General features: G+C 44.6%; 20 protein-coding genes. 11 read left to right on the top strand and 9 right to left on the bottom strand.

Annotation, left to right across the window (positions count from 1 at the left end; translation table 11 throughout):
• Positions 1-19: 19 nt before the first annotated feature.
• From ACYJZR_RS03945 to bcsE, 6 genes are all read right to left on the bottom strand, one after another.
• A complete protein-coding gene (locus tag ACYJZR_RS03945; RefSeq protein WP_071651861.1) occupies positions 20-202 on the bottom strand; it encodes a hypothetical protein in 183 nt (60 codons plus the stop codon).
• A gap of 541 nt (positions 203-743) precedes the next feature.
• Positions 744-1,205, bottom strand: coding sequence for an NfeD family protein (locus ACYJZR_RS03950; RefSeq protein WP_020840226.1), 462 nt, complete (start codon positions 1,203-1,205; stop codon positions 744-746).
• Positions 1,206-1,214: 9 nt separating this feature from the next.
• The gene (locus ACYJZR_RS03955; RefSeq protein WP_005454552.1) at positions 1,215-2,132 is read right to left on the bottom strand and encodes an SPFH domain-containing protein; all 918 of its coding nucleotides are present in this window, start codon (positions 2,130-2,132) and stop codon (positions 1,215-1,217) included.
• Between the two features lie 158 nt (positions 2,133-2,290).
• The gene (bcsG, locus tag ACYJZR_RS03960) at positions 2,291-3,916 is read right to left on the bottom strand and encodes a cellulose biosynthesis protein BcsG (protein WP_021449655.1); all 1,626 of its coding nucleotides are present in this window, start codon (positions 3,914-3,916) and stop codon (positions 2,291-2,293) included.
• Entirely contained in the window at positions 3,916-4,092 is a 177-nt protein-coding gene (locus tag ACYJZR_RS03965) for a hypothetical protein (protein WP_406966409.1), read from the bottom strand. The genes bcsG and ACYJZR_RS03965 overlap by 1 nt, the downstream gene beginning before the upstream one ends.
• Positions 4,089-5,672 carry a cellulose biosynthesis protein BcsE gene (gene bcsE / locus ACYJZR_RS03970; protein ID WP_406966410.1) on the bottom strand — a complete coding sequence of 528 codons (1,584 nt, stop codon included), beginning with the start codon at positions 5,670-5,672 and terminating at the stop codon, positions 4,089-4,091. Before bcsE ends, ACYJZR_RS03965 begins: the two co-directional genes overlap by 4 nt.
• A gap of 477 nt (positions 5,673-6,149) precedes the next feature.
• Between bcsE and ACYJZR_RS03975 the strand changes: the two genes are divergently transcribed.
• The 6 genes from ACYJZR_RS03975 to ACYJZR_RS04000 are packed head-to-tail and all read left to right on the top strand — an operon-like array spanning position 6,150 to position 16,896.
• Complete coding sequence (locus tag ACYJZR_RS03975; RefSeq protein WP_020840230.1) at positions 6,150-6,347, top strand: hypothetical protein; 198 nt, start codon at positions 6,150-6,152, stop codon at positions 6,345-6,347.
• Complete coding sequence (bcsQ, locus tag ACYJZR_RS03980) at positions 6,344-7,123, top strand: cellulose biosynthesis protein BcsQ (RefSeq protein ID WP_406966411.1); 780 nt, start codon at positions 6,344-6,346, stop codon at positions 7,121-7,123. Before ACYJZR_RS03975 ends, bcsQ begins: the two co-directional genes overlap by 4 nt.
• 3 nt (positions 7,124-7,126) lie before the next feature.
• Positions 7,127-9,760 carry a UDP-forming cellulose synthase catalytic subunit gene (gene bcsA, locus ACYJZR_RS03985; RefSeq protein WP_025521180.1) on the top strand — a complete coding sequence of 878 codons (2,634 nt, stop codon included), beginning with the start codon at positions 7,127-7,129 and terminating at the stop codon, positions 9,758-9,760.
• Positions 9,750-12,035, top strand: a complete 2,286-nt coding sequence (gene bcsB / locus ACYJZR_RS03990) for a cellulose biosynthesis cyclic di-GMP-binding regulatory protein BcsB (protein ID WP_025622687.1) — start codon at positions 9,750-9,752, stop codon at positions 12,033-12,035. The genes bcsA and bcsB overlap by 11 nt, the downstream gene beginning before the upstream one ends.
• Complete coding sequence (bcsZ, locus tag ACYJZR_RS03995; RefSeq protein WP_406966412.1) at positions 12,035-13,141, top strand: cellulose synthase complex periplasmic endoglucanase BcsZ; 1,107 nt, start codon at positions 12,035-12,037, stop codon at positions 13,139-13,141. Before bcsB ends, bcsZ begins: the two co-directional genes overlap by 1 nt.
• Positions 13,132-16,896: a cellulose synthase subunit BcsC-related outer membrane protein gene (locus ACYJZR_RS04000; RefSeq protein WP_406966413.1), complete on the top strand. Its 3,765-nt coding sequence runs from the start codon at positions 13,132-13,134 to the stop codon at positions 16,894-16,896. Before bcsZ ends, ACYJZR_RS04000 begins: the two co-directional genes overlap by 10 nt.
• 60 nt (positions 16,897-16,956) lie before the next feature.
• On the opposite strand, the gene ACYJZR_RS04005 is transcribed toward ACYJZR_RS04000, so the two are convergent.
• From ACYJZR_RS04005 to ACYJZR_RS04015, 3 genes are all read right to left on the bottom strand, one after another.
• Complete coding sequence (locus ACYJZR_RS04005) at positions 16,957-17,811, bottom strand: thioredoxin family protein (RefSeq protein ID WP_005454528.1); 855 nt, start codon at positions 17,809-17,811, stop codon at positions 16,957-16,959.
• 448 nt (positions 17,812-18,259) lie between these two features.
• On the bottom strand, positions 18,260-19,087 hold the full coding sequence (locus tag ACYJZR_RS04010) for an SDR family oxidoreductase (RefSeq protein ID WP_023585930.1): 828 nt from the start codon (positions 19,085-19,087) through the stop codon (positions 18,260-18,262).
• Between the two features lie 38 nt (positions 19,088-19,125).
• A complete protein-coding gene (locus ACYJZR_RS04015; protein ID WP_063517238.1) occupies positions 19,126-20,043 on the bottom strand; it encodes a TIGR01777 family oxidoreductase in 918 nt (305 codons plus the stop codon).
• A 285-nt stretch (positions 20,044-20,328) separates the two neighbouring features.
• Here ACYJZR_RS04015 and ACYJZR_RS04020 point away from each other — a divergent pair, with 285 nt between their 5' ends.
• The 5 genes from ACYJZR_RS04020 to ACYJZR_RS04040 all read left to right on the top strand — a co-directional run bounded on the left by ACYJZR_RS04020 (position 20,329) and on the right by ACYJZR_RS04040 (position 22,947).
• Positions 20,329-21,063, top strand: coding sequence for a DUF1538 domain-containing protein (locus ACYJZR_RS04020; RefSeq protein ID WP_005478515.1), 735 nt, complete (start codon positions 20,329-20,331; stop codon positions 21,061-21,063).
• Positions 21,060-21,851 (top strand): DUF1538 domain-containing protein, encoded by a 792-nt coding sequence (locus ACYJZR_RS04025; protein ID WP_005496110.1) that lies wholly within the window; start codon positions 21,060-21,062, stop codon positions 21,849-21,851. Before ACYJZR_RS04020 ends, ACYJZR_RS04025 begins: the two co-directional genes overlap by 4 nt.
• A complete protein-coding gene (locus tag ACYJZR_RS04030) occupies positions 21,841-22,191 on the top strand; it encodes a P-II family nitrogen regulator (RefSeq protein ID WP_005382084.1) in 351 nt (116 codons plus the stop codon). The genes ACYJZR_RS04025 and ACYJZR_RS04030 overlap by 11 nt, the downstream gene beginning before the upstream one ends.
• Positions 22,188-22,595, top strand: a complete 408-nt coding sequence (locus ACYJZR_RS04035; RefSeq protein WP_005454537.1) for a CBS domain-containing protein — start codon at positions 22,188-22,190, stop codon at positions 22,593-22,595. The genes ACYJZR_RS04030 and ACYJZR_RS04035 overlap by 4 nt, the downstream gene beginning before the upstream one ends.
• 142 nt (positions 22,596-22,737) lie before the next feature.
• Positions 22,738-22,947, top strand: a complete 210-nt coding sequence (locus tag ACYJZR_RS04040) for a hypothetical protein (protein ID WP_079878844.1) — start codon at positions 22,738-22,740, stop codon at positions 22,945-22,947.
• Positions 22,948-22,963 lie beyond the last annotated feature (16 nt).

Below are 22,963 nucleotides of genomic sequence, written 5' to 3' on the forward strand. Positions count from 1 at the left end.
AGCCTAATGGCTCCTTTTTCTATTTTACTTCTCTGCCGTCATACATTTTGCAATATAACGGTGGCAGCATGTGGACATTGCCATTTGGTAATTCACATTTCACTTCAGGTGCTAATGTTCTTCCTCCTGAAGCGCCATTTGCTTGAATAGTAAATGGAATTGTAGCTGAACATATTAATAGTATTCCGGCTAATAATTTCATAACGATCACCCTCATATGTTTAAGACTTTATTACGCCTGTTACCCAAAATTTGTGTATTTGGCGTGCTAAGTGCTCAAACAAAAACATGTCTCACTACCTTAATACCGCTCACACATACCGCAGTAAATGGTGTCTCCCATTGTGTGCCCAACCGTGCTGGAACAAGCTCTACCTTTGGTGTGGTGAGGACCAACTCAGTTATCAATAAAACGGTAGGAAAGACTTTTCTACTTACCTAAAATATAAGCATTTACCTTTATGCTTATGGATTAAGTATGTATAGGGAGTTGGAAAGATCAAAAATTAATTCAACACTGTTTTATTTTTTATATTGAAATTAGATTGAAAATGACAGGAAGCAGTGAACTATCTTTTTGATTAATTCTTAGTTGATGAATATCAATAGGATTTACAAGATGGAATTTAATAATATTTATATTACTTATTTTTTAAGGACAAATTGAATAACACGATGAAATAAAAAGAGTTGAGAGAAAAGAAAGTAATGAAGCAGTCTTTACTTCATTACTTTGACATAAATTACTCAGAAATAGGCTCCACAATGAGGATTATTCCATCGATCGCGACGATTTTTACGCGAGTACCGGCTGGGATATTTTGCTCACATTGTGCTGACCAGGTGGTATCGGCGATGCGAATTCTGTTTAACCCAATTGAAAAATTTTCCTCGAGTATCACGCTGCGGCCAATCAACTGCTTGTACTTTTGGTTGAGATCTCTTGTTTGATCATCTTGTTTGTCTCTTGACCACTGGCGTCGCCACCATAACCAAGTTGTCAGCAAACTGAAAGTCGCGAAAGATAACCATTGAAGTTGCCAGCCGAAAGGGAGCACTGCCAATAACGCTCCCACTAATAACGCCGATAACCCCAACCACAGAAAGTAACCCGCTGTACCAAGTAGCTCAACGGCAAGCAGCACAAAGCCGAATGCAAGCCAGTGCCAAAATGTTATGCCATCAAGCAGGTTGAACAAGTCCATAATTGGGTCCTAATCTTTATTTTGTTGTTTAAACATTTCTGCGATGCCCGCAACAGAGCCCATGAGTCCGGTTGCTTCCAAAGGTAGCATAATGATTTTTCCATTTTCAGCTTGACCAATACTCTTGAGAGCTTCTGTGTAGCCTTGCGCGATGAAGTAATTAACGGCTTGCATATCGCCTTTTGCGATGGCTTCGGAAACCATGTAAGTCGCTTTTGCTTCCGCTTGAGCAGCACGCTCACGCGCTTCAGCATGGAGGATAGCAGACTGTTTTTCACCTTCTGCTTTTAAAATCTGCGATTGTTTGTGACCTTCTGCTTTGAGGATTTCTGCCTGACGGACACCTTCAGCCTCGAGAATTTCAGCACGTTTATTACGCTCTGCTTTCATCTGAGCGTTCATTGCAGCAGTTAGATCGGCTGGTGGCTGAACATCTTTTATTTCAATACGCGTGACTTTTACACCCCAAGGGTTTGTTGCTTGGTCCACGATCGCTAGCAGCTTGGTATTGATCATGTCACGTTGGCTCAGCATTTCATCGAGTTCCATCGAGCCAAGTACGGTACGAATATTCGTTAGCGTTAGATTACGAATCGCGTGTTCTAAATCGTTTACTTCGTAAGCCGCCTTAGCCGCATCGATAACTTGAACGAAACCAACCGCATCGATCACCACGTTTGCGTTATCTTTTGAAATGACCTCTTGTGCTGGAATATCAAGCACACGTTCCATCATATTTACTTTTTGACCAATTTTATCAACGAATGGAATGATCAAGTTTAAACCCGGCTTTAATGTGTGGGTGTAGCGTCCAAAGCGCTCAACTGTCCAGTTGTTTCCTTGTGGAACCGTTTTGATGGCTGAAGACAAGATAACGACAGCGAGGACGACGAAAATACCGATAGTGATCAGTGAATCGATAGGCATGATTTATTCCCTTGAGTGCATAATAACTGATTCATTTTCACGCATTTTTGAGTTGTAGACAATCGAAGATGTTGAGAAGAAACGATAGCGGTGCGATTTTAGGCAAAACAAAGGCCGGAAGTTCCGGCCTTAGACTGCATTGTATGGTTTAGTTGGGACTACTTTGTTGGGTATTCAATCCAACTAGAACCATCAAGAGAAACATAATACTTCCCTTGTACTTCAATCACAGTAGAACCGGAGTTCTGCGCGACAATGCGTGTTTCTGGTAGATTCTCCGTCAATATTGAAGGGCTAAACGTCTTACTTTGATAAATGTTTTTATCCAGAATATTCGACACGAGCTGTGACAACGCCAGATAGCTAGATGGCGCATTGACGTGTTCTGTGCTGCCCTGACGTTGAATTCCTTCTCCGAAGATTTTAATTCCTACCGGGGTGTGAACGATCGTTGGCGCAGGAATTTCTCGCATACCTGAAATCTGCATTCGGTCTCCTCGCATACCACCACCATGTTCCGGTACCAAGGCCACAACAATGTTGCGCTTTGAGGACTCTAAGGTTTTAAAGAACGCGTAGAGATCATCAAGCAAATTCTTAAGGCGCATTTTGTAGCTAGCAATGGATGTGCTTGAATTCGTATTGATGATCCGGTTGCCATCGTGTAGTGAAATTGAGTTGTAGAGTGCCACGACTTTGTCGTCACTACTGTTAAGTCTTTGCTGCCACCAGTTATCCAGTACTTGCTTATCGCGGAAGATCGAAGAGCCATCAAAAGATTTTTGGTAAGGAGCTAAACCTTCTTGAGACATAAGAGCCGCTTGTAAATCACCGTCTTTCTTGATCAATTCAAGGAAGCTATCGAAGACACCATTGTGGTTCATCAGTAAATTTTCTTTGAAGCCTAGCTCTTTCAAACTTTCGAACAAGTAGCACTGTTTTGAAGGTGCTGGTTGGAACAGTTGACTGTGTTCCTGTTGACCGCAATTGGCTCGTAGCAGACGAATGACCGCAGGCCCGCTGTATGACGTAGCGGAACTAAAATTGTCGAACATGATGTCAAACTCTTTGAACAGAGGATGATCGGCCAGTCCTGCAATTTCGATGTCATCCCACGCGACCGAACAAATACTCAAGAACAACAAATCAAAAGGAGCATCCATTGCGCTGCTGGTATCGAATGTCACACGTCGGGAAGCTTCTTTAGAAAAGAAATCTGCAGTTAATGTGTTGAGACTTGCATCGTTAATTTCCGTTATTTGAGGTTGTTTGCTAGCAGTAACCTCGGTTGGTGGCTGTTGTTGAGTTACTTCTGCAGCCACTGTTGTCGGAGGTTCCGTCGTCATTGGCATACTTATATAGATCATAGCAATAACCACAAAGACTGAAACTCTAACGAACTTGCTCAAAATAAAGTACGCACCACACAAAGCGAGCAATCCGAGAATTGCTTGGAATGATAAAAATCGTCCCAAAAGTTCGACCAGATAACTCAATTCAAACTGCATTAATTGTCCCGCTTGAGCCCAAAGACGGTCTAGCGGAGGGAGATAAGAATCGTAATGCAAGAGCCACGCTGCGGCGACAAATACAACGATATGACGCACCGTATTTAGGCTTTTCATCGAGATTGGCAGCAGGATGAAGATCAACAGCGCAAAGTTTTCCATTGGATGGAAATCGATGATTCCCTGAAAATAGAGCGCTATTTTTGCGATAAAGTAAATGTTCCACCAGCCCAATCCTATAGTGAAGGGGGTAGAGTCATGAGAATGCGATGTCATTACTTAAGCTTCTTGGTGTTAGTGGCTGATGTATCTAGCTCAAAATAGCGCGAGCGTTTTAAGTGCTTGTGGTAAAAGCGTGTGGTTGCGTTTACTAGGTCACGAAGAAAGTATCCTAGGAGTAGGCCAATACCTAAGCTGATACTCGAAGTCAGTAAAAAGTCGTTAATATTCATGAACTTTCCTTAAGCTCAATGGCCTTTTTGACAGCAAACAAAGGGGGAACATCAACCATGGAATTGGTGGTGGTATGGAATATTTCCCTCTCTGTCGTCAAGGTTGAAACGTCATCGGATATGACGGCTTCATCTTGAACGATGAATTTTAGCTCTGTTTCGATATCTAATTGAGTATCAAACGTGTGAGTTGAGTGAAACAAGTCTCTCACTGGAAACTCAAATATATTGTTTAGTGCAATATCAATATCGCTTTGTCGAATAGCACTGAACAAGACATATAGAGCTTTTTTGCAGGCTGTCACAACGTCGCCATCTCTTCGAATATGGCAAAGACGTAAACATTCCTCTGCCGTCATGCCTGGCAATAAGTTCAGCTTGATGAGCGCAAAGTTCACACTTGAGTGTGTTGAATGGGAAATGACGTCAATACAGTATTGGTTAAAGTCCTGGTTTTGTAAGTAGCCTTTGCTACCAAACTTAAAGTCATGCTTTAAGAGCGCCTCTAAATTGTCAGGAATTGGGCGTGTAAGCATTTGGCCTTGAATTGCTTCAACCTGAGTCATAAAGCGCATATGGGGGATCTGCGCATGTGAAATGAAGTTCGCCCCCGCGCGGAGTAAGAACTTTTCATCTGCATATCTCAGACATTGTTGGGTCTCCCTGACAATAATCTTTAGCTGACGACCATATGCGGACCTTAAACGGTAGCAATCTAACGCGATTTGTTGAACTTCGCTTTGGTTATCACAGCTGAAAACAATAGTTGAAGAGCGAGGGTTGTTTAACATCGCTATGAGTTCTTGATTACTCTCGGCCATACGCATCCCTTTTGGGGCTTTCTCGTTTTCTCTGAAGGCTCTTCTACTGATATATATTCTATCACTATCCGATTTGTCTTCCGGTATGACACGAGATTGATGCGTTTCGTAAGGCGTTGCTTTTAGCTTCTTATCTTTAGTGCTAGAGAGAAGGTACTCGTCTTGGGAAATTACACCGTGTTTATTGGACCAAAAATCCACAAGATAGCAGTAGCGAGCATCATCTAATGATGTCATGGTCGCCAAACCTGCAATGTATCTATTGTGAGAAATCAGAATGGGCTTTAATAGTGAAGTCGTCAGATGCCCATATATACAAACACTAATAGTGAGTTTTTTATTATTTGCCAGTTCATTTAAGTTTTGTAGGAAAATACTTACAAAATAATCGTCACTTGATGATACCAGTGAATCTGGAACTACTAATATATATGTAGAGAGTTTCTTTATATTTGTTTGATGAATATCTTTTGCAAGCTTTATAGCGTTTGGCGCTTTATTTGTGAATTTGTGGCTAAGAAAAAAACACTGTTCAAGATGATTTTTAGATAAGTCATTGAATTTGCATAAGGCCTCATCATTCAATGCAGACAAAAAAGTTTCCTTGTCTGTAAAGCTTGTAAGTGAAGTGTTGTTATTTGCTGGTAGCGTACTGAACAAATAATCAATAACCATTTGCTTATGTGTAAATAAGTTTACATAAACAGAATTTATCTCTCGTTCAGAAGTAATTGCGGATAACCCGGAGATTGCTGACATCAAAAGGCCTTATAATCAATGGTTTACTGTTGTTGTGCGTTGTGGCTTACAATCCGCTGTATGCTAATCGTTACAATGTTACTTTTCTTGGCGACAAGAAAATGACGCCGAGATATTAAACGAAATTGATCAAAAATTAAAATAGTTATAGCATTGCTTCATATGGTGTTTATAAGTTTAAACTCAATAATTTGCAAGTCTATGATTTACTAGTAAATTATTCTTTGTGCTTATATATCGTAAATGGATAATTACAATTCATCTTCATAACCCCTGTTTCTGAAGTCAAACATCATTTAGGGATTTATTAATTATGTGAACTATAAATAACCCTGCTCACATTCATTAGCGTTCTGTAAATATGAGACGCATAGGTCGATGCGTCAATTTTTCAACAATGGAATTTATACTGCAAAGAGTAACTGGCGGGATTGCCATTACCGCAGTTTAAACACCGTTATATTGTGAAAAAATGTTATGACTGAGTCTGCAAAAGATATTAATTCGATCTACTCTTCTTATAACTTAACTCAACATAAGTATATTGAAACAACAGAAAACGAGTCTTACGTGCAAGCTAAAAATAAGTGGTTGGTCTTTCAAGCCAACAGTGCTCGTAATGCTCTGCCTCAAGTGCGTAATAAGCAGAAAGGTTTAGAAACGGAAGCGATATGAAACGCCTTCTTTTTGTTAGTTTAAAAGGTGGTTGTGGCTCAACGACCGTCGCTGCGAACTTGGCACAAGCATTAGTTAAGATAAACAAACAGGTTCTGGCCATTGAGGTGGTGCCTAACAGTTTACTGCAAACTCATCTTGGCTTGCCGCAGGAAGAGAAAGATGGCTGGGCGAAACAACTTCTTTCAGATAAACCTTGGACCCAGGCTGGTTATGAAAGCCCACAAGGTGCACTTTTTTTACCGTTTGGCCATCTGAATTCTGAGCAGTTAAAAGCGTTCTTTAACGAGCGTTCTCACTACCTATCAATGCTAGGTGAAATGACGTTGCAAGTGAGCGAAAACCGTGGTGAGCAGTGGCTGCTTTTTCACGCCGACTTAGCAGAGCTTACTGATCCTGAAGTGCGATCTTTTGTCGACTCAATGGATATGATTGTGTTGGTGGTAACGGCAGATGCCCTGAGTTATCTCACTCTTCAATCTTGGCTACAACATGAAGAGCTATCGAGATTGCTTCGCTCTGACAAATTACGTTTTTTGGTGAATAAGTATCAGCCAGAAACCGAAATTGGTCGTGATTTCATGTTGGTGCTGAAAAAGGAACTTAGCGAATCGTTGATTCCTGTTTCGATTCATCGAGATACGGCATTGCTTGAATGTGTGGCAAACCTGACGACCGTTCAACACTATTCGCCATCGAGTCAAGCCGCAAAAGATTTTCAGTCTTTTGCTTTTTGGTGTGTATCAGCGTTATCAAGCGCTCAGGACCAAAGCTAATTTATGCGAAGTCTTAATTTGATTTTCCAACGCTGGGTAGTGGACCAATTCAGACTACAGAAGAAAGCTTACGAGCAAGCCTGGAATTGCAAAACAAACTGGGTTGGTGAGTGTGCTTTGTCTTTTTGGTTTTCATTGAGTTTTGTATTTTTAAAGCCGGTTATTTCGGGTGTTCCCTCATGGAAACTGCCTTTGGTTTACTATCCAAACGTTAATTTTGCTGCGCCGAGATGGTTTGATCCTGTGCGTTTTGTTATCCAAAGCGTGTGGTTACTTTGCTTCAAGCAAAACGTAAATACAGCATGGTCCAAAAAAACCAGCAGCTTAGCGATGACTTTAGCCGAACAAATTCGCAATGCGTTCTACTTGCCATTTGAATTGGTTGCAAAAAGCGTCCGCTGGTTAGAACAGACAGCGAACAACATCAAAGATCCACAAGTTCGAGAGCGTATTAAAGCAAGTAAGTCAGCGATGGCGTTGAACTACACCTTGCTGTTTTTCGTGGTGTTAATCGCTTTGCTGTGTTTTACGGTGCCATTTGGTTATCAGGCTCAGACTGTCTTTGTGTTGTTACTCTGGGCATTAGCGATGATGGTTCGTCGCATGCCGGGTCGTTTTCCTACCATGCTTTTGATCATCTTGTCGGTTACGGCCTCATGTCGATACTTGTGGTGGCGTTATTCGTCTACCCTGAACTGGGACGATCCTGTTGCTTTGTTTCTAGGGGGCGTTTTACTTCTAGCTGAGACGTATTCTTGGATTGTGCTGATGCTTGGCTATTTCCAAAATATCTGGCCATTGAATCGCAAACCAGTATCGATGCCACCGGATCAGTCAACTTGGCCAACTATTGACTTGATGATCCCTACTTACAACGAAGATCTTGATGTCGTGAAAGCGACGGTTTATGCCTCGTTAGGTGTCGATTGGCCGAAAGACAAACTCAACATCCACATTCTGGATGACGGCAAGCGTGATAGCTTCCGAGATTTCGCCAAAAGTGTAGGGGTGAACTACATCCGCCGCCCAACGAATGAACATGCGAAAGCCGGTAACATTAACTATGCGTTGAAGCAGACCAGCGGTGAGTTTGTTGCGATTTTTGACTGTGACCATATTCCTACACGAGCATTCTTTCAGCTCACAATGGGGATGTTCCTGAAAGATCCAAAGTTGGCGCTTATTCAGACGCCGCACCATTTCTTCTCTCCGGATCCTTTTGAGCGTAACTTATCGAACTTTCGTAACGTGCCAAACGAAGGCAACTTGTTTTACGGCTTGATTCAAGATGGTAACGACTTATGGGATGCAACTTTCTTCTGTGGCTCGTGCGCTATTTTACGTCGAGAGCCTTTAGAGGAAGTCGGTGGTATTGCAGTCGAAACCGTGACGGAAGATGCGCACACTTCTTTGCGCATGCACCGTTTAGGCTATCGTTCTGCGTATCTTAAGCAGCCGATTTCTGCTGGTTTGGCGACAGAGACATTGTCTGCACACGTTGGGCAACGCATTCGTTGGGCTCGCGGGATGGCGCAGATATTTAGGGTAGATAATCCATTGACAGGAAAGGGTCTTAAGCTCTCTCAACGGCTTTGTTACGTCAATGCCATGCTGCACTTTCTATCTGGCATCCCGAGGATAGTATTCCTGATCGCACCATTGGCTTATTTGTTGCTGCATTCCTACGTGATTTATGCGCCAGCGCTGGCGATCATTTTGTACGTATTGCCTCATATGATCCACGCGAGCATGACCAACTCTCGTATGCAGGGTGACTACCGTTATTCGTTCTGGGGTGAGGTATACGAAACCGTGCTTGCTTGGTATATCGCAAGGCCAACAACGGTGGCTTTGTTTGCACCCCATAAAGGGACATTCAACGTAACGGCAAAAGGCGGTTTGGTTGAAAAATCTCACTACGATTGGGTGATCTCCCGACCATATTTGGTTTTGGTTGCACTCAACATTCTGGGCTTTGCTGTAGGGATTTACCGAATGGGGTGGGGGCCTCAAGACGAAATCGGTACGGTTATCGTGAACCTCGTTTGGACGATGTACAACTTGTTGATTTTAGGTGCAGCTGTCGCCGTTGCGGTAGAAGCCAAGCAAGTGCGAAAAGATCACCGAGTAGAGGTAGCGATTCCTGTCGCGGTAAGGCTTCACTCAGGGCACTTGATTCAAGCGCAGATGAAGGATTTCTCTTTGGGTGGCGTGCGCATTGAAATAGACGGAGTCGATGAACCAACCTGTGCGTACCTACTTGGCCAAACCTTAGAAGTGATCCTCAATCGCGGTGGTCAAGAATTCGTGTTCCCGATGACGGTTGCCTATGCTCATAAGGGGATATTTGGTTTACAACTCAACGAATTGTCTCATCAACAACAAATCCAATACGTCCAATGTACATTTGCACGTGCAGATACGTGGGCGAAATGGCAACAAGGCTATCAATCAGATAAGCCTCTATCGAGTATGCAGGCTGTACTGCAAGTCGGCTTTAATGGATACAAACGCTTGCTGCAACATTGTCCTAAGTTTGTTCAGGCCAGTGTGGATGCACTTTTATTTTGTATCGAATTTATTTGGTCACTAAGACCTCGTTATGTCCCAATCAGGACCTCAAGTCATGCTAAATAATAAAAAACTAACGGCGTTGACGACGGCTATCACTCTCATGTGTATGTCGGGCAGTCTCGCGGCACAAGAAGTAAGTCAGCAACAACCAACGCCTTTGGCACAGCAAGATGCTGAAAATTCGACCGTATTTAAGCGTGTCATTCCATTTAGTCAATTGGGTTACAGTGGTTCAATTGCTATTCAAGGCAGTGAGGCCAGTGCTTATATTGGTTTCGGTTCGCGACTCGATGAGGTGGTGTCTAAAGCCACGTTGTACTTTGACATCACACCTTCACCAGCGTTGCTCTCTTTGGTTTCTCACGTCAAAGTGTATTTGAACAATGAGCTTATGGGAGTGGCGTCAATCGTCGATGGTCAGCAAGGTAAAAAGTTGAGTTTATCGATGCCGCTGGATACTCGTTACTTCAGTAACTACAACCAAATTCGCTTTGAGTTGATTGGGAATACACAGAAAGACTGTGCCAACCCAAATGACTCGAGCATTTGGGCCGAGATCAGCCAAAGCAGTCGAATTGAAATGTTTGCCCAAAAGACAATGCTGGAAAGTGACTTGAGCTTGTTGCCAGCGCCGTTTTTTGATGTCCGTGATTTTAGCCAGTTAAATCTGCCCGTCGTTATGGGTGGCAAATACGATCTGGATGATGTCAAAGCAGCTGGTGTCTTGAGCTCTTACTTTGGTGCTCTAGCGGGTTGGCGTGGTGCTCAATTCCCTTTTAGTGTCGACACGTTACCTAAGCGCAACGCCATTGTCTTTGTTACCAATGACAACAAACCTGAGTTTCTGAGAGATTTTCCAGACACGGATGGCCCTCGTCTTCAAGTTATCACTCACCCAACTGACCCGTACGTGAAGCTTCTTCTAGTGATAGGCCGTGACAGTAAGGATCTTAACGTTGCGGTACAAGGTTTGGCGTTGGGAAACCAACTTCTTACTGGGCCAATCGCGAAGATTAATGAAGTCAAACAAATCAAACCACGAGTCCCGTACGATGCGCCAAACTGGGTGAGTACGGCTCGTCCCGTTGCATTATCTGAATTAGTCGAACAAAAAAGCATGTTGCAAGTGGAAGGTCGAACGCCTCCTCCAATCAACGTGAGTTTGCGCTTACCACCCGATCTCTTTACTTGGCAGAGCCGTGGTATACCGATGGATCTTAACTATCGGTATTCGCCACCTGCTGCGGATCATTCTGGTTCTCGCCTGACTTTGAGCATCAATGACCAGTTCATTGAGGCGTTTAACTTAACCACAAAAGGCCAAGGTGGTGAGTCTAACCGTGTGCGTGTTCCTCTATTAGATGACAGTATTCTGAGTGGTGATGCGCTTGTTCGTATTCCGGCCTTTAAAGTTGGCAGTAAAAACCAAATCGAGTTTGAGTTTGGCTTTGCGTCGGTGACCGATGGGCAATGTCAGGTGACGCAACCAAGTAAGCAATACGCGGTCATTGATGGTGACTCTACGGTTGATTTTAGTGGCTTCCCTCACTACATCGAAATGCCAAATATGCGCGCTTTTGCTACTTCTGGTTTTCCTTACACTCGCATGGCCGATTTGTCAGAAACTGCGATTGTTGTTCCAGAGAGAGCTCCAAAAGAAGTGTTGCAGACCTTCTTAAACGTCATGGGGTCGTTAGGACGTGATTCTGGGTACCCGGGTATTCAGGTGCTTTTGACAGACAAATGGAATGCTGAGCAACTAAAAGATAAAGACATCCTGACGATCGGTGTTGTGGATGCACTAGAAGAAGCCGCTAATAATCCAGACCAAGTTAACTTAGTGGTTAAAGAGGGTCAGAGACAGATTCGCCTGCCAAGCAAAAATGAAAAGCAGCTCGGAATGAACTGGATGAGTCCAAGTGATACTCGTCAAGTGGCCGCGGATTATGTTTCTGTTGAGGCTGAGGGCTCTTTTGCTGCTATTTATGGTGCAGAATCGCCATTTACGAAAAAACGCAGCGTCATTTCTATTATGGCGGCTCACCCGTCAGATTTTTCGTCGGTTGATCGCGCGTTGGCTGACTCCGGTAAAGTGGAGCACATGTTTGGCTCGGTGGTGACGTTGAGAAATAACGAAGTAGCAAGCTACAACGTGGGTTCGCACTACTATGTCGGTAAGCTTCCTGTGTGGCAGCTCGTTTGGTATCACTTCTCTAATCACCCAGTCATCGTTGCGTGCTTTGCCGCCTTGCTAGTGGTGATCGTAACCATTGTGCTTTGGCGCGTATTACGTCAAGTCGCGTCTAGACGTTTAGAAAAAACTGAGGAAGAGGAATAATGAAAAAACTCATCTCGTTCCTTATGTTGTTGGTGTCTCCTTACTTGTGGGCTAACACCTGCGAGTGGCCACAATGGGAAACATTTAAGTCGGTATACATGGAGCAAGGCCGAGTCGTTGATGGCAGTGATGAGCGTATGATTACGACCTCGGAAGGTCAATCTTACGCATTGTTCTTTGCCTTGGTTGCCAATGACCCTAAAACCTTCGATCAGGTTTTAAAATGGACTCAATCACATTTGGCTGGTGGGGATTTGACGGCAAGGCTTCCTGCTTGGTTGTGGGGAAGAAAAGAAAATGGTCAGTTCGGAGTCTTGGATTCTAATCCAGCGTCAGATTCTGATTTGTGGATAGCGTACTCCCTCGTTGAGGCGGGAAGATTATGGAATAACTATTACTATCAGACCCTTGGACATCTTATTGCGAGTCGTATTTTACGTGAAGAAACCGTCAACGTTGAAGGAGTTGGAACGGTATTGTTGCCAGCTCCAACTGGCTTTGGTGCCGACGGCCAGTACCGTGTGAATCCGAGTTATGTTCCGTTACAACTGATTGCTCGTATGCAGTCTCTGTACCCGCAATACAACTGGGATTCAATGTATAAGGCAAGTGTTCACATGCTAGAGAAAACGATGCCAGCTGGCTTTAGCCCAGACTGGGCAACATTGAGAAATGGTCGTTATAGCTCAGATGGGGTCACTGGGCCGATAGGCAGTTACAACGCGATCCGCACTTATCTTTGGGTGGGCATGTTAAATGACCAAGTTTCAGAAAAAGCAGTATTAGTGCAAAAAATGCAGCCGTTTGTGGCGGCAACCAAAGCCCTTGGTGCGCCCGCGAGAGAAGTAAATACTGAAACGGGTAAATATACCCAATCAGGAAGTGCAGGTTTTTCTGCTGCGGCTCTTCCGTTGCTCGCGGCTTCTGGTGAATCTGCGCTGTTGGAGGCGCAGTTCAGTCGTGCTCAAAATGAACTTGTGATGGACAAAAACGATCATTATTACGACAACGTATTAAGTCTATTTGGGCTTGGTTGGCATGCAGAACGTTACCGTTTTGATGTGCAAGGTGAATTGCTTCCTGCATGGAGCGAGAGATGTCAGTAACAGGACGCGTGTTAAGGTGGATTCCACTGGTTGCTTTGGCGGCTGGTGGCATCGGCACTGTGCATGCAGAAAGCTTTAGTTCAAAACCTCTGACAAAGTCGCAGCTCGCACAGGTCTACAAGCCTATCGAGCTGGTTCAATTTTCCACATCATTAGCACGAGTTGACTCGGTTGAATGGTTAGTTGAGCAGCTAAAACTAGCAGATGCGATTGGCCGAGATGATATTGTCGAGAGTACTCTAGAGAGGCTGTTCGCGATTGAAGAAAGCAATCCAACGGGGCTTTTCTATCAAGCAAATATGTATCTGAAACGTAAGCAGCCAGAATTAGCAAAACCCGTATTTGAGCGCTTAATCAGGCAGGCGCCTCATTCGCCTCAAGCGAAAAACTTGTCATCGATTATGGCCATTCAGGGAGAGAAAAGAGCGGATTATCAGCGCGCTCAGTTGCTTGCAAAATCTGGTCGTTACGATGAAGCGATTCAAGCTTACAAAGCTCTTTTTCCAAATGGAATGCCATCACCAGCGTTACAACTTGAATTCCTACAATTGCAAAGTAATTTGCCTGGCAGTTGGAGCTCGGTAAAACAGGGACTGGAACGTTTAAATGCAAATTATCCTAGTGTTCCGTCTTTTCAACTCGCGTTAGCCAACCACATTCGCAAAGAGAATCCTGCCGATCCATGGATTCTCGATACCTATAAAAAGTTAGCGCTTGCTCCTTCGGTTGGAACAAATGCGGCAACGTCGTGGTTGCGTGCATTGGATCAATTGCCTATTTCAGATCAAGTTGTTCAGCAATATGCCATTTTAGCTAGCTACTACCCGTCTGACATGGAGATTCAAAGAGCGAATCAAAGCGCGAAAGAGCGCTGGAAAAAGGAAAAGGAACTACGAAAAGACCCCACCTATCTCGCTAAGCTCAAAGGGTTAACGTTGCTCGAGGAAGATAAAACCGACCAAGCAGAAGCTCAGTTGCGTTATGCGTTGACGACTCGTCCGCGAGATCCTGAATTGCTCGGTGCTATGGGCAAGGTTTATCTACGTAGAGGGCAGCAGCAAAAAGCGCTCGAATACTTTAAACAGGCTCAGCGCTTAGATCATAATCCTGACTCGGCCTCAAAATGGGCAGCGCTAATCGAGACGTCTCAATATTGGGCGTATCTTGATCAAGGTGATGCCTTGGTCGAAAAAGGCCAGTTTAAGCAAGCAGAAAGCGTTTATCACAAAGCGATTCAAGTAGATAAATCCCAACCTTATGCTTATGCATCATTAGGCTCTTTGTATCTTGTTCGAGAAAATTATGCCGCGGCAGAGAAGGCTTTCAAACAAGCTTTGCAACTGGACAGTAGCAATAGCTCTGCATTGCGTGGTCGTTTAGATGTTCGTATTCAGCAGCAAGATTGGTCTGGCGCGGAAGCACTCGCGCGCAGTTACTCTGCCCCACAGCAGAAAGTGGTCGCTGAAAAAATAGCGAGCATCAAGTCGGAAGTTATTTTGACTCGTCTGCGGATCGCAATCGCTCAAAATGATCAGGCAACGATGAAAGCGTCCGTAGAGGAATTGATTGCGCTACAACCAACCTCCCCATGGTTAAGGCTTGATATTGCTGATGTTATTCATTCAATGGGCGACAAAGTACGCGCGGATACGCTGATGTCCAATTGGGCTACATCTAGTAATGACCCTGAAATGAAATTTGCTTACGCGCTTTATCTCGCGCAGGACTTCAAAGTGAATGAGGCTATCGCTGAGCTAGAGAGCATCGCACAACATGACATGACAGACGCAATACAGCGCAATTTAACCCGCTTGAAGCTTGATGCTCAGTTGAGAGACATTCAAACGCGTTACTTAGCCTCTCCTGAATCAGTAACGGCGACATTACGTGCGCTAGAGTCGGATTATCAAGGTCAAATTCAACCGCTCGCTCGTCTAGTTAGTGCGTGGTTAGACATTGATGAAGTTAAGGAAGCTGAGAGGCTTTTCCAAAGCATTTCGTTTGCAGAAGATTGGTCAACCGATGACAAACTGGCTTACGGCAGCATGATGGTAAGCTTGAATCACTTTGAATATTTTGATAGTTGGTATGCGAGCTTAGCATTAAATTCCGCAACACAAGATTTAAGTGCTTCGGAAGCATTACAGTTTGATGAACTCAAAACCCGTCGACTGTTGAGTCAAGCGGATCTGATGCTTGTTAATCAACAGCCTAAGCTTGCGTTGGATTTGTATGAACAAGTTTCTTTAAAGCCTGAGCCATTTAAAACTCAAGCAGAAATTGGCATGTTGCAAGCCAGTGCTTTGACTGGAGATGAAGCGACGTATCACGATATGCACCTCATTTTGAATAAAAAGCGCGATAGCTTAACTGCGGCACAGTTGATGACAGTGGCCGCGGTGTTTAATCAACAAGGCTATCGAAATGACGCTAATGCGCTAAATCAGTTGTTGGATGCGATGCCTGATGCCGACGCATTAGCGTTTCGCAATAGCATGTCTATAGCAATGGAAAATCAACAGTGGGCGTTAGCTGAAACACGCGCCTATCAAGCCTTAAATCTTGACCGAATGGATAAAAATCGTGAACCTGAAGAGGCGACAAAAGAGCTCCCAAGCTTACGTGAGCTATATGATACTGCTGACGACTACTGGTTGACTCGTAACGTCAAATCGGACATCGATAAACTGCATGATCGGAGTGATGGTCATGTCATAATTGGCTGGGATTACAGTGCACGAGATGGTCGTAATACTTCGAATCAAGTGCCCATAGAAGCACGAATCCCGATTGAGAGCTGGGATGGGCATCTGTTGCTAAAAGCCGATTATGTTTCTATCGATTCAGGTCAGTTGGACTACTATGAAAAAACCACCGATTCTGACAGCGTTTCGTTCCAAAATGACGCATCAGGTATGGCATTTGGAGTGGGCTGGCAAGCTGAAGATTGGTTGGTCGATATCGGCACGACACCAATTGGTTTCGACCATACCACATGGGTTGGTGGTGTGCGCATCAATGGGGATCTAGGTGAGTTAGGTTGGACTGCAGAAGCTTCGCGTCGCCCAGAGACTAGCAGCACGCTTTCTTATGCTGGAATGTCTGTCCCTAGTGGCACGACTGACCCTCAAGGGACTAAATGGGGTGGGGTTATCCGTACTGGTGTGAAGTTGAACTCAAGCTGGGACACCGGTGGCCCTTACGGTTTTTGGAGTAGCTTGCAGTATCATAGTTTGACTGGTGAAAAGGTTGAAGACAACACTCGTTTAGGCGTGTTAGGTGGGGCGTACTATAAGTTAATTGCAACGGATGACCAGCGTTTAAGTATTGGTACGAACTTAATGTACCTGGATTACGACAAAAATTTGGGTGAGTACACGCTAGGTCACGGTGGCTACTACAGCCCGCAAAGTTACTTCTCGGTGTCTTTACCTATCAACTTTTATGGTCGATACAACAGCTCTTGGTCATATCAGTTGAGTGCGTCCGTCTCCAACTCTTGGACTACGGAAGACGCACCATACTTATCGACAGTAGCGACGTCAGACAAAGGTGGTGGTTTTGGTACATCGTTGCAAGCAGCGGTGGAAAAGCGAGTCAGTAAACGTTGGTATCTTGGCGCATTAGTCGATGTGCAGCGTTCTGAGTTTTATACTCCAAACCATTTCATGCTTTATGCCAAATACACCTTTAATGATCGTTGGCAACCAATAGAATATCCACCAGCAGCGCCAATGCTGTATAGCGACTTCTAACAAAAAACAAAGGCCGGAAATTCCGGCCTTTATTGTCTTATTTTTAGAGGTGTTCTGCGCTTAGTACAAGATGGAGTACAGCTGGCGACGATATTTACTTGCAATAGCGTTGCCTTGTCCTAAGGCGCTTAGGATATCCATAAAGGTCTTCTTCACTTCGCCATCTTGCGCGCCTAGGTTTACTTTTAAAATGTTCCAAAGTAGCTCTAGCGCTTCTTCATCACGACCCACTTGGTTGTATTGTACTGCTAGCTCACATGCCAATTCGAAATTGTCTGGGTTAGCTGCCAACTCTTGTTCCAAGCGCTTTAATTCTGGACTTTCAGCCGCTTGCTGATGCAGTTCCAGTTTCGCGATTAAGCTTTTGTAAGAGTTGTCTTGATACTCCAGTGGGATGGTTGCTAACAACTCTTGTGCTAATTCGAATTGTTTGGTTTCTAGCAAACAATCGGCTTTCGCTAATTTTACATCACCGCGTGATTGCAGTTCATCTGACAGCGTTTGAATGACGTTCAGAGCTTGTGCATGTTCGCCTTGTTGAAGCAGTTCGCTTACTTGCTTCAATAGTTGCTCGTCAGGGCTTGGCAAATGTTTTTGTAGCATTGCGCCAATCGCTTCGATTGGTTGAGGCCCGCCTAAGCCATCGACCGCTTGTCCATTAACAAACAACGCGATTGTTGGCAGTACTTGCACACCAAATTGGGAAGCAAGCGCTGGTTGATCTTCACAGTTCAGCAGAGCCAATGTAAAAGCACCATTGTACTGTTGAGTGAGAGCTTGCAACTCAGGTAGCACTTGTGCGCTTTCTGGTTGAGCGTTGGCCCAAAAATGAATCAGAACGGGCGTGTTCATTGATCCTTCAAGCACTTCTCTAAAATTCTGTTCTGTTAACTCAACGATAAATGGGGATTGCATCTGAGTGTCCTTGCTTTTAATTCAGGTCGATGTCTGTAGATATGGAGCTAATTGAATGGAAAATCAAGCGGGTCGAGCATATTAGGAAAAACGCTGCCGAAGCAGCGTTATCCTATTTGCAAGCGAAAGTGCAATTAAATTGGAGGTTCTCGCACGTTAGATAGCAGAGCATGGCATCGTGCAAGGTGTGGTATCAAAATAGGATGAACATCGTCAACACTACACCCACACTAAGCCAGTTCAGCTGATTTAATGTCATTGTTGCCTCGCATTCGTACAAAACATACTGGGTGGCGATACCAAATCTTTTTAAGTTCAAAATCTTAAGAGGAAGTCTTAATTGATAAACTTAATAAGAAATTGATTCGAGCGCGTGAGGTTTTTTTAACCTACGTGCTCATAATGACATCACATTGTTACGATGAAATTACATTACGACAAAATATTTCTATGCGGCTTGTCGCAAAATTTTATCGAGGACACGAGTGGGTAATAATCGTTTCAAAATCGCAAACAACTTGGTTGGTGTCGTAATGCGATAGCGAATTTTAGGTTTATTGCTGGTTAGTGCGTGAAGAACGGGTTCGATACAAGCTTCTGCGGGCAGCACGAATCGATTATTCGATTTATCGTTATCTAAACGCTTTTTCTGTCCTTCATACGCGATACGGTGAGGGCTTGAATCTACGTCAATCCATTGCTCAAAAGCGTGCAGAGCGTTGTGTCTAAATTGCGTTTCAATGGGGCCGGGCTCTATCAACGCCACTTTGATGTCGGTATCAGCAAGTTCGAGCCGTAATGTATCTGTCCACCCTTCTAGGGCAAACTTTGAGGCGTTGTACGCCCCACGATACTTCATTGCGGCAAAACCCAAGACGGAGCTGTTTTGAATAATGCGTCCTTCACCTTGAGCACGCATAGTGGGTAGTACCTCTTGAACCAATTGGTGCCAACCAAAAAAGTTGGTTTGAAATTGCGCTTTCAATGCTTCGGTAGGCAGATCTTCTAATGCACCGGGCTGACCATATGCGCCGTTATTGAACAGGGCATAAAGCTGGCCTTGAGCCAATTCAATCGCTTGTTTTGCGCCACTAGTGATGCTTATTGGGTCGTCGAGGTCGAGCTGGATACAGGTTAACCCTTCTGATTGGAGTCGTTGAACGTCATCGAGCTTTCTACAAGAGGCGATGACGTGAAAGCCTTGTTTATGGAGTGCATGAGCACAAACGTACCCGATGCCCGTTGAGCAACCCGTAATGAGGATGGATTTATTCATGTGTTAGCTTAATGCGAGAGACAGATAAGCTTTATCATTCAACAGCTTCTATCTTGAAGCAAGTGCTTCAGTGCTGGTTCTATTCTTGAGTAACTAAATTTAAAGCCAAGCTCGGTGAGTTTCTTAGGTTTGGCTCGCATACTGTCAAACAGCAAACATGCCGATTCTCCCATCGCCAATGCCATGACCCATTTAGGTGTGAATAGAATATGAGGACGTTTGAGTGTTTTCGCTAACGTGCGGCTAAATATCCGGTTAGTCACAGGGTGAGGGGCGCACATGTTGAAGGCACCATGCGCGTGAGGGGTTTCAAGCAGGTACATAATGGCACGAACCATATCGAGGATATGAATCCAAGGCATGTATTGATTGCCATTGCCAAGCGGTCCGCCTAACCCCAATTTGTAAGGCAAGAGCATTTTCGCGAGTGCTCCGCCATTAAGCCCGAGTACGACGCCTGTCCGGAGAAAGCAAACGCGGGTTTGTTCGGACTCAGCTCGTTTGGCGATTTGTTCCCACTTAGCGCAAACCATATGCGGGAAATCGTCGTTATTCACATGAAGACACTCATCGAACGGATGATCCTGCTGGTCGCCGTAATAACCGACAGCAGATCCACTAAGAAATACAGAGGGCGGTTCGGTACTGGCGTGAATCAGCTCAACAATTTGCTCGGTAATTTTCCAGCGACTGTCGCAAATTTTCTCTTTTTGCTGCTCCGTCCAACGTTTGTCTGCGATTGGTTCTCCTGCGAGGTTGATGACGGCATCTATGTTGTTGAGATCGGCGAGTTCATCAAGAGAAGCAAGGTACTCGATATTACCTAAATCAGCGTACTGCAAGTGCTGTTTGGCTTGGTCTGGCGATCGGGTCAGTAACACTATCTGATGAGTGGTGAGCAGTTTGAGTAACTCAGCCCCTATAAACCCAGTTCCACCTGTAAGTAATATCTTCATAGCATCTCTTTGAATGTCAATATATTAGAACATTATAGTCGTTTTGCGCCTCGCTTGATCAGTTCAGCGCTGCTTATCATGTGTTCTCCCATCTTTCAGATAAATTTTCGTGGTGGCTCATCCAGTTCACATATTAGGAAAATGTAACCAAATGTTAGTGGTGACATAAGATTGTTCACGTTTGTGAGTAGAAATTTATGCCACACTGAGAGTAGATGATAAGGATATCACCGGACAGGTCTCGCCTTCAGAGCCAATAACTTGTTCGTCAAAGGGAGGATTTGCATGGAAGCACTCACTGCTTTGTTCCGCGCTCTGTTTAACAGTGCCCGCGATCTTCTTCCTATTGTAATTGTTATTACCTTCTTCCAATTGGTGGTTCTGCAAGAGCCTTTACCTAACTTGGTCTCGATTCTTTTTGGTTTGTTGTTGGTCATTTTAGGCCTGACGTTTTTTATTTTCGGGCTAGAACTCGGCTTGTTCCCCATTGGCGAAAATATGGCACAAGCCTTTGCTCGAAAGGGCAGTGTGTTTTGGTTATTGATTTTTGCGTTTTGCTTGGGGTTTGGAACCACTATCGCAGAGCCAGCATTGACTGCTGTTGCAGAAGAGGCCTCAGAGGTGGCGGCTGAAGGCGGGATGATCCCCAATTCCGAACAATCCATGACGGAGTATGGCGTTGGCCTGCGGATAACGGTGGCTTTTTCTGTTGGGATTGCGATTGTGATTGGGGTGCTGCGCATCTTAAAAGGGTGGCCAATTCATTACATGATCATCGGTGGTTATGTTGGCGTTGTGACTCTCACTTGGTTTGCGCCAGAGTCGATCATCGGCGTTGCTTACGACTCGGGTGGCGTGACCACGTCAACAATTACCGTCCCTTTGGTGACGGCATTAGGAGTAGGGTTAGCTTCGGCCATTAAAGGGCGTAACCCTATGGTGGATGGTTTTGGGTTGATTGCGTTTGCCTCTTTACTGCCAATGATGTTTGTCATGATTTATGGGATGGCCGTTACATGATTTCATTCGAACATTTCTTAGATACGTTGCTGTCCACCATTCGTGATGTGCTCCCGATTGCGGCGATTATTTTTGGCTTTCAATTGGCTGTGCTGCGCCGCCCAGTGAATAACCTCAAAAAAGTGTTGCTCGGTTTTGCGTATGTCATTGTTGGGTTATCGTTATTTTTACTCGGTTTGGAGATGGCATTGTTTCCGTTGGGCGAAACAATGGCGGTGCAGTTGACCGCTCCTGAATTCGTCCGAGAGTTTAAAGTCTCTATTGGGCAGGCGTTAGAGTGGGTCGACTATTATTGGGTGTACACCTTTGCTTTTTTTATCGGCTTTAGTACGACCATTGCTGAACCATCTTTGATTGCAGTGGCCATCAAAGCCAATCAAGTGTCTGGTGGCAGTATTAGTGTAAATGGCTTACGAGTTGCGGTTGCTTTAGGCGTAGCGATAGGTATCGCGCTTGGCAGTTATCGTATTGTGGTGGGCGACCCGATTCATTACTACATCATTGCGGGGTATATCGTCGTGGTGATTCAAACCTTTTATGCGCCTAAGTTGATCATTCCACTTGCCTACGATTCAGGTGGTGTCACCACCTCTACCGTGACAGTGCCTTTAGTGACGGCGCTTGGGCTAGGATTAGCGTCAACTGTGCCAGGCAGGAATCCGATGATTGATGGCTTTGGGCTTATCGCCTTCGCCAGTTTGTTTCCAATGATATCCGTAATGGGGTATGCGCAAATTACTCAGTGGCTTAATAAAGACACCTCGGAGGACGAAGAAAATGCGCTTTAAATTGATACTCGCGTTTGTTGAAGACAGCAAAACAGACAAGGTGCTCGATGCGGCTCGTGATGCAGGAGCAACGGGGGCGACCGTGATCAATAATGCTCGTGGTCAAGGTTTAAATCAGAAGCGGACGTTTTTTGGATTAACCCTAGAAGTGCAAAAGGATGTTCTGCTTTTTGTGGTGGAAGAGCACCTTTCTCGGCACATACTTGAGACCATTAATGAAGTGGGAGAGTTCGACCGAGAGTCGGGGCAGGGGATTGCGATTCAAATTGATATCGAGGATGCCGTAGGTGTTGCGCATCAAGTCGAAACGTTGACCAAGGTGGTTGAGGATGAACTATGAGTAATCAAACGATAGTACGAGTAAGGGACGTCATGGCTGCTACTTACGTTATGGTAGATGGCCTGATGACCGTATACGAAGGCATTACTCTGGCAAAGAAATATCAAGTGAAAGCGCTGGTGGTCAAAAAGCGCGATGACAACGATGAATACGGCATTGTATTAATGAATGATATTGCGAAGAAAGTGTTGGCAAATAACCGTGCCCCTCAGCGCACCAATATCTACGAAATCATGACTAAGCCTGCTTTGTGTGTCGATCCAGATATGAACGTCAAATACTGTGCTCGTCTGTTTGAGCGATTTGGGATCAGCCGCGCGCCCGTGATTGAAGATGGCGAAGTGATCGGCATGGTGAGTTACAACAATATCGTAATTAATGGCATGGTCAGAGAGGATGGCTAAACTGTGTAAGTAACATGCGTAATATTTTTCTCAAGTCAGCGACATGCGTCAATCTCTAAGATATTGATTATTAGTGATGTTGCATATATTTTCACAGGCGCTATTCTTTGTGCCCTAAGCATATAGTTGAGGAATTTAAATCATGCCTTTAGTCTCTTGCCCTGTGTGTGAGAAACAAATATCGAAACGTGCTCACACATGTCCAGGGTGTGGGGAACCGGACCCGTTACACCATTTAGCGAAGTCGAAGTTCATTTCGATGGTTTTTTGGACATTAGTTTTAGTCGGTGCCGGATATTTTGCTTGGTTCCATTTGCTACCAATGCTGATTGAGGCTGTGCGTCATCAGTAATCTGGAAGTCGGTTGA

It is taken from the genome of Vibrio sp. RC2502, assembly GCF_054850435.1.

What these genes read in the sequence shown, in the direction of transcription:
- ACYJZR_RS03945 (WP_071651861.1), bottom strand. Translation starts at nt 202, where the DNA reads ATGAAATTATTAGCCGGAATACTATTAATATGTTCAGCTACAATTCCA.
- ACYJZR_RS03950 (WP_020840226.1), bottom strand. Translation starts at nt 1,205, where the DNA reads ATGGACTTGTTCAACCTGCTTGATGGCATAACATTTTGGCACTGGCTT.
- ACYJZR_RS03955 (WP_005454552.1), bottom strand. Translation starts at nt 2,132, where the DNA reads ATGCCTATCGATTCACTGATCACTATCGGTATTTTCGTCGTCCTCGCT.
- bcsG (WP_021449655.1), bottom strand. Translation starts at nt 3,916, where the DNA reads ATGACATCGCATTCTCATGACTCTACCCCCTTCACTATAGGATTGGGC.
- ACYJZR_RS03965 (WP_406966409.1), bottom strand. Translation starts at nt 4,092, where the DNA reads ATGAATATTAACGACTTTTTACTGACTTCGAGTATCAGCTTAGGTATT.
- bcsE (WP_406966410.1), bottom strand. Translation starts at nt 5,672, where the DNA reads ATGTCAGCAATCTCCGGGTTATCCGCAATTACTTCTGAACGAGAGATA.
- ACYJZR_RS03975 (WP_020840230.1), top strand. Translation starts at nt 6,150, where the DNA reads ATGACTGAGTCTGCAAAAGATATTAATTCGATCTACTCTTCTTATAAC.
- bcsQ (WP_406966411.1), top strand. Translation starts at nt 6,344, where the DNA reads ATGAAACGCCTTCTTTTTGTTAGTTTAAAAGGTGGTTGTGGCTCAACG.
- bcsA (WP_025521180.1), top strand. Translation starts at nt 7,127, where the DNA reads ATGCGAAGTCTTAATTTGATTTTCCAACGCTGGGTAGTGGACCAATTC.
- bcsB (WP_025622687.1), top strand. Translation starts at nt 9,750, where the DNA reads ATGCTAAATAATAAAAAACTAACGGCGTTGACGACGGCTATCACTCTC.
- bcsZ (WP_406966412.1), top strand. Translation starts at nt 12,035, where the DNA reads ATGAAAAAACTCATCTCGTTCCTTATGTTGTTGGTGTCTCCTTACTTG.
- ACYJZR_RS04000 (WP_406966413.1), top strand. Translation starts at nt 13,132, where the DNA reads ATGTCAGTAACAGGACGCGTGTTAAGGTGGATTCCACTGGTTGCTTTG.
- ACYJZR_RS04005 (WP_005454528.1), bottom strand. Translation starts at nt 17,811, where the DNA reads ATGCAATCCCCATTTATCGTTGAGTTAACAGAACAGAATTTTAGAGAA.
- ACYJZR_RS04010 (WP_023585930.1), bottom strand. Translation starts at nt 19,087, where the DNA reads ATGAATAAATCCATCCTCATTACGGGTTGCTCAACGGGCATCGGGTAC.
- ACYJZR_RS04015 (WP_063517238.1), bottom strand. Translation starts at nt 20,043, where the DNA reads ATGAAGATATTACTTACAGGTGGAACTGGGTTTATAGGGGCTGAGTTA.
- ACYJZR_RS04020 (WP_005478515.1), top strand. Translation starts at nt 20,329, where the DNA reads ATGGAAGCACTCACTGCTTTGTTCCGCGCTCTGTTTAACAGTGCCCGC.
- ACYJZR_RS04025 (WP_005496110.1), top strand. Translation starts at nt 21,060, where the DNA reads ATGATTTCATTCGAACATTTCTTAGATACGTTGCTGTCCACCATTCGT.
- ACYJZR_RS04030 (WP_005382084.1), top strand. Translation starts at nt 21,841, where the DNA reads ATGCGCTTTAAATTGATACTCGCGTTTGTTGAAGACAGCAAAACAGAC.
- ACYJZR_RS04035 (WP_005454537.1), top strand. Translation starts at nt 22,188, where the DNA reads ATGAGTAATCAAACGATAGTACGAGTAAGGGACGTCATGGCTGCTACT.
- ACYJZR_RS04040 (WP_079878844.1), top strand. Translation starts at nt 22,738, where the DNA reads ATGCCTTTAGTCTCTTGCCCTGTGTGTGAGAAACAAATATCGAAACGT.